Raw genomic sequence first — 5,819 nt, forward strand, 5'->3', positions numbered from 1 at the left:
CGGTGCGGCCTCCTCGTACGGTGACCACGCCCCGCAATCGGCGCCGGCGTGGTGGGGATCGATCGTCAGTGGCAGCCAAGACGGCTCCGGCTATCAGTACCGGCGGAATCGCTACTATGATCCCCAAACCGGACGGTTCACGCAGGAAGATCCCGTTGGACTCGCGGGAGGCTTGAATGCGTATGGGTTTGCGAACAATGACCCGATAACATACGCGGACCCGTTTGGGTTAGACCCATGGTGGTTGCAAACTGAAATACGAGTAACGCTTCAGGTACTCACAATCTTGGGAAATCTTCACTTAGGTCCACTCGCGGCGCCACGGTCGGTCGTGCGAGCACCCGTGGAGCATCCGGTGGAGGAGATAACCGACGCCGCGAAAGAGGCGGGTCCGGACGAGTTTGGCAAGACGTCCTCCGAGACGGCGGCAGAGATGCAGAGGGCCCATGCGCAGGACGCCGAGATTAGCGCCGGAGCAAGAGTAGCTCCGCCTCCACCGGCTGAGCCGTTCTCGCTGCCGAACGGAGAGACGCTAGTACAAATTCCATCGGCTGCTGAAGTGCCCGTAATTGAGGTCGCGCCCGCTGCGGCGCCGGTAGCAGAAGGTGCTTCCGCGGCTGGAGGGATTGAGGAAGTACTCGCGATCATTGCCACACTTTTTTGATTCGTCGAAGTAGACGTAACGCGAACGACCCGCGTCGCCGGCAGTAAGTGACACGGGAGCTACGACGGCGTCAGCGCATAGATAGATAGTGGTGGCAGCGTTGCAGTCGTCGGATACGGTATCGCGTTCCGAAACGAAGAAAACTGTGGCGTTGATGAAACGATCGCTGGACTCTCTAACTCCTCTGATCCACGCCTTGTCGCGTTTGGCGGGTGCCGTTGGCTCAATTAAAGGTAACTTCGATGTGATTTGCGGTTGACGGCTGCCGTGGCGTGTCGGGTGGCGTTATTCGACGATGCATCGATGCTTGTATGGGTCCGATGCAACGACCCCTTAATCCTATTCGGAGTGTCCATCGCTTGAAAAAGCATCTGGAGACGTTGGCAGGGAAATTTGTTCGAGCCTTGGCGAGGCCGCTTGGAGCGGATCTCGCGCAGTCGATTCACGCGCGGCAGATCGACATTCGGCCTAACGTTGCTGCGGGCGGCGACGCGGTGACCGCGACATATAGTTTTGAGCATGCGAGCACGATGACGGGCGGCGCCGTCGTATTGGACATCTCAGCAAGCCCGCTCCCATTCCTCGCCGCGCACGGGCACCGCTGTCAGGTTCATGGGCCCGTACCGCTGAAGGGTGCACGGTTTCTCGTTTGCAAGCTGATGCCCGGCGAGGATTGGTCCCGCGCATCGATAGAAGTTCAACTCGCGTGGCCAAAGCGGTCGACGAACGCATTCTCGCCGGAAGTGCTGATCTTCCCCGATTGGCTGCCCACGCTCATCAACGAGCAACTGATTTTGGGTCCGTGGCCACAGCCTCTCTTACGCTGCAGCGGCAGCGAGCCGGCCGCCTTCGTTAGGAAGTTGGACGATGCGAGGAATTCACTGCGCCAATTGGTCCTCTACCGCGAAGAGCTGGCCGGCGTGGTTGCTGCCCGCCCACAGGTGGAAATCGACTTAGGCGTTGGCCTTAGAGATCTCAGAGAGCGAGAACAGACTCGAATTGTCTCACTGCTGGCCGACATCGTGAGCTATTTGGCCGCCGACCTGCAATACGACTTGTGCGCTCGCATTGTCGCTCTGGCCGTTCAACGGAGCGGCCGGTATCCCGCACTGTATGGAGCGCCCTGTCTGTCTGAGGCTGCCTCCGTATACGGAGCTGCCGACGGCGCCAACCCGAACCATGCGACCCTCGCCCGCAGTTTGGCCGGTCTGTGGTGGGCGGCGGGCTGCAGAATGTACGGGACAAACGCTTTGCAGTTGTCGTTCGCGATCTGCGGTGCACTGGGCCTTCGCTGGACGGCGCACGTTGATGCCAACCGGGCTGCTCGGTTCGCAGAAGGGTATCGCGAGGAAAGAGACAACGTCCAACGGACCGCGTCGGTTCGGTTAGGACGGAGTTGGTTGTTGTCGCTGTATCGTGCCATGTGTCACGAGGAGAGGTCGGTGATGAGCACGCTTCGGCGCCTGACTGCCGAGCACTTCGGCTACTACGTTTCCGCAGACGAGATTCGTGCGTCCCTCGTTCGCGCCGGCGTCGCGCTTGACTGAGTGAAATGAATCCCGCAGGTCGCCGTGCGCCGTGGCGCCGGTGGTCCACTGAGTCACGTACTCGCTGGTGGTGAGTCAAACACAACCATCCAATCCTGCGCGGTGGGGCGCCGTCACTTCATTGCGATGAAGCTACGCCTAGCAGGTTGCGGAAAAAGAGTGAGAAGTACGCGTTTCGATTGACCGGAGCTGCGAATGGGCACGTCTGGTGGATCGCCGCTCCGGTCTGTCGAGGGCGATCGTTAGCGTTCGGCAGCGTAGGCGCGGTCCATAGCGCATCGTTAGGCGGTCGCCTCCGCGAGGAGCCGGCGCATCCGCACCAGGTTGTAGACCGCGGTCGCGAAGGTCACCATCCAGCCCACGCGCTCGAGCCCGCGGAAGCGCGGCTGCCGGCAGAGCCCGACGGTCTTGAGCCAGCCAAAGATCTCCTCGATTCGTTTGCGCTTCCGTTGACTCACGGCGTAGCCCGGATGGCGCGTCGTCCGGGGGTCGATCGCACTCGGATGACGCGCGCTCACGTGTTGGGCGACGTGCGGCGTCGCACCTACGGCGCGCAATTCGGCGACGCACGCCTGCGTATCGAAGCCCTTGTCGGCGCCCACGGTGATGTGCACCGCGCGATAGGGTGCGCCCGCCGCTAAGACGATGGCGTTGTCGCGTTCGGCGGTTCCGGTCGCGGCGCTCGTGCAGCTCGCCACCGCTAAGCCATGCCGATTCTCCATGAGCAGCGTCGCCTGATACGCGAGCTGGGCTTCGCGCCCGCGCGCCTTCCGCGCCAGCTGCGCATCCGGATCGGTCGTCGAGGTGTGCGTCGTGTTGCTCCGCCGCTCGCCATGAAAATTCACCGTCGGATTCCGCGGCCCATCATTCGGCGGATCGCGCCGCGGATCATCGGGCGGGAGAAACTTCCGGCGATGCTTGGGCACGGCGGCGTCTTTCGCCGGGTCGCGGCGAAAACTCTTCTGCCCCGCCCACGCCTGGATCAGCGTGCCGTCCACCGTAAAGTGCTCCGGCGAGAGAAGGCCCGCCGCCTGCGCTTCCGCCAGCACCGCCGCGAAGAACCCCTCGGCGACATCCCCAATCAAGAGACGCTCACGATTCTTCGTGAACACCGTCACATCCCAGATCGCATCGTCGATGCCTAACCCCACGAACCACCGGAAGAGCAGATTGTACTCGAGCTGCTCCATTAACTGCCGCTCGCTCCGCACCGTGTAGAGGACCTGGAGCAACAGCGCCCGCAAGAGCTGCTCGGGCGGAATCGATGGCCGGCCGCCATCGGCGTAGATCTGATCAAACGTCGGCGAGAGCGTCGCTAACGCGCGATCTACCACCGGGCGCATCGCCCGCAGCGGATGGCCCGCCGGAATCCGGGCCTCGAGGTCCACCACACTGAACAGCGCGATCTGGTGCGGCTCGCTTCCACGCATCGCTCACGCCGCCCCGTTGAGGTCGGGCCATACTAACCATCTCACATCCCACGCGCCATCCTCAATTCACGCCTTTTTCCGCAACCTGCTAGGAGAGCGACGGCTTAGACGCCCAAGCCAGCTCGTATCCGTTAGGCCAGGGACGCCGTCCACTTCATCGGACTCGGCGTCTATCGACATCTTGCATGGGCAGAACCGGTCAACGCCGTCATCGGGTGGAACGCTGCGAGCGCGACGTCGCGGCCGCCGTACAGCAATCACTTTGTCGTCGGCGATGCGACACCCGCGCTCGCAACTCGCGTTAGGCGTTCGTCAGTGCAGCACGGCCATCACCGCGTCGACGATCGCGGCGATGCTCGATGCCTTCGCCTCGGCGTCGACCGTGAGGCCCAGCGAACGCGCAGCGTCGCTCGTGATCGGCCCCATCGTGATGACACGGGCGCGACCGGTCGCCGTCGGGCTGCCGACCGCCTCGAGAAAGAACCGAACCGTTGACGCCGATGTGAACGTGATCGCGTCGATCTCGCCGTTCGCCAGCGCGCGCCGAGCGGCCTCGGCGCCCGAAGCATCGGGCACGGTTCGATAGGCGACGACCTCGTCGACACCGGCGTGCACCGCACGAAGCGCCGCCGGCAACGTGTCGCCGGCGCCGGCCGCTTTGATGAACAGCACACGCGCCCCCTGCACATCGGCGCGCGCGCGCAGCGTCTGGCCCAGACTCTCCGCCGTCGCGCGCGGCGGAATCACGTCGGCGGCGATGCCGTGACCGAGCAGTGCGCCCGCCGTCGCCTGCCCAACCGCGCCGACGCGCACGCCGGCGAAGCGCCGCGCGTCGCCGCCCGAGTCGCGCAGCGCGGTCCACGCGATCTCGACCGCGTTCTGCGACGTGAACAGCACCCATTGATACGCGTCCAGCCGGCCCAACGCGGCGCGCAGCGGCGCAGGGTCCGCGGGGGCAATGGTGATGGCCGGCGCCTCGATCACCTCCGCGCCTAACTGCGTAAGGCGGTCGGCGAGCTCCGACGCCTGCGCGCGCGCCCGCGTGACGAGGATCCGGCGGCCGTGCAGCGGTCGCCGGTCGAACCACGCGATGTCATCCCGGAGACGCGCGACGTCGCCGATGACCGTGATCGATGGCGCGCCGATGCCGGCCGCACGCGCCGCCTCGACGATCTCGCCGAGTGTGCTGCGAATGGTGCGCTGCCTGGGCCACGTGCCCCATTCGATCACGGCCGCCGGCGTGTCCGCCGACAACCCACCGGCTGTCAGCGCGGCGACGATGTCGGGCAGCCGCTTGACACCCATGTAGAGCACGAGCGTGCCGCCCGCGCGCGCCAACGACGCCCAATCGAGGTCGCTCTCGTGCTTCGCCGAATCTTCGTGGCCCGTCACGAACGTGACGGCAGACGCCATCCCGCGGTGCGTCACAGGAATGCCGGCGTACGCCGGCGCAGCAACACCAGCGGTCACGCCAGGCACCACTTCGAAGGGCACGCCGGCCGCGGCCAGCGCCTGCGCTTCCTCGCTCCCGCGACCAAAGACGAACGGGTCGCCGCCCTTGAGACGCACTACACGCTTGCCGTCGCGAGCGAGTCGCACGAGCAGCGCGTTGATTTCTTCCTGACGCGCCGATGGCGCGCCGCCCCGCTTCCCCACATCGTGCAGTTCCGCGTTGGGCCGCACCGCGGCGTCGCGCACGATGCGTGGATTCACGAGCGCGTCGTACACCACGGCGTCCGCGGCCCCGAGCAACGCACGCGCGCGAACCGTGAGGAGACCTGGATCGCCTGGCCCCGCGCCGACGAGCGAGACGAATCCGGACGGTGGACGGGCAGGATCGGGCGCGTTCATGCCTGAAAGAATGCCCGCTGCACCGGTAAACTCAACGGAGCGAGCGCCGGACGCGGGCGCTCTGCACCGGCCGCAGGTGCATCGCGGCCTGCGGACGCGTATGATCATGGGACATGACCACCGGGGAAGCCACGTCGCCGGCGACACGCACCGTTCTCGCCGGTTGCTCGTTCGCCGGACTCGAGTACCTGTATCGCACCGTGCGCCGGCGCGGACGATTCGCGTCCGGCGCCATGACGGTGATCGATCCGCGTCCCATACACTCGTACGTGCCGTTGGCGCACGAGGTGACGGGCGGCGTGCGCGACGCCGAAGCGCTGCAATTCG

Annotated in this window: 5 protein-coding genes; 3 read left to right on the forward strand and 2 right to left on the reverse strand. The window is 65.4% G+C overall.

The window, feature by feature from the left end:
- The first annotated feature begins 343 nt into the window (after positions 1-343).
- Both VFW04_19025 and VFW04_19030 read left to right on the forward strand, forming a co-directional pair.
- The gene (locus VFW04_19025) at positions 344-664 is read left to right on the forward strand and encodes a hypothetical protein (protein HEX5181432.1); all 321 of its coding nucleotides are present in this window, start codon (positions 344-346) and stop codon (positions 662-664) included.
- Between the two features lie 359 nt (positions 665-1,023).
- Positions 1,024-2,211: a hypothetical protein gene (locus tag VFW04_19030; protein HEX5181433.1), complete on the forward strand. Its 1,188-nt coding sequence runs from the start codon at positions 1,024-1,026 to the stop codon at positions 2,209-2,211.
- 281 nt (positions 2,212-2,492) lie between these two features.
- On the opposite strand, the gene VFW04_19035 is transcribed toward VFW04_19030, so the two are convergent.
- Together VFW04_19035 and cobA are read right to left on the reverse strand one after the other, a co-directional pair.
- Positions 2,493-3,641, reverse strand: coding sequence for an IS5 family transposase (locus VFW04_19035; GenBank protein HEX5181434.1), 1,149 nt, complete (start codon positions 3,639-3,641; stop codon positions 2,493-2,495).
- A 312-nt stretch (positions 3,642-3,953) separates the two neighbouring features.
- A complete protein-coding gene (gene cobA, locus VFW04_19040; GenBank protein HEX5181435.1) occupies positions 3,954-5,492 on the reverse strand; it encodes a uroporphyrinogen-III C-methyltransferase in 1,539 nt (512 codons plus the stop codon).
- Positions 5,493-5,605: 113 nt separating this feature from the next.
- Between cobA and VFW04_19045 the strand changes: the two genes are divergently transcribed.
- On the forward strand, positions 5,606-5,819 hold a 214-nt coding region (locus VFW04_19045; protein HEX5181436.1), incomplete at its 3' end, for a hypothetical protein.

It is taken from the genome of Gemmatimonadaceae bacterium (assembly GCA_036273715.1).
Classification (GTDB): Bacteria; Gemmatimonadota; Gemmatimonadetes; order Gemmatimonadales; family Gemmatimonadaceae; genus JADGGM01.